Here is a 549-nt window from a genome sequence, read left to right on the forward strand (position 1 = left end):
CCGATCTCCAACACCCGCCGCGGCTGCACAGCCAGAATCCGGTTCACCGTGGCCGAACGCCACTCCACCATGTCCTCAAGCGGAATCGGGTCACCGGTCAGGCTGCTGTTCCAGCCCCGGAAATCGCTACCGAACTCCGGCGCATCCAGTTCAGCGTCGTAGAGCTCGTCGTAGATGTGTTGCCATTGGTCGACGATTTCGGCGTCGTCGTCCGCGGTGACGGCGGCGGTGTGATCGAGGGTCACATACGCGACGAGATGAGAGGCAGTGTCGCCGTGGTGGATAACGGCCGCGGCCTGGGTGACCTGCGGGCAGGAAAGCAGGGTGTTTTCGATCTCGCCCAGCTCGATGCGTTGCCCGCGCAGTTTCACCTGGGTGTCAGCCCGGCCGAGATAATCCAGGGTGCCCTCAGCCGTCCAGCGCACCAGATCCCCGCTGCGATACATACGTGTTCCCGGGGCCCCGTGCGGGGCGCCAAAAGGATTGGCCACGAACCGTTCCGCGGTCAACGCGGCCCGGCCCACATAACCGTGCGCCACCGCCGGCCCG

General features: G+C 65.8%; 1 protein-coding gene. It reads right to left on the reverse strand.

The annotated features are described in order from the left end of the window. Window positions 1-549 (reverse strand): AMP-binding enzyme (locus BST14_RS28290; RefSeq protein WP_142279689.1); only part of this gene is annotated, 549 nt, incomplete at both ends.

It is taken from the genome of Mycobacterium arosiense ATCC BAA-1401 = DSM 45069 (genome assembly GCF_002086125.1).
GTDB lineage: Bacteria > Actinomycetota > Actinomycetes > Mycobacteriales > Mycobacteriaceae > Mycobacterium > Mycobacterium arosiense.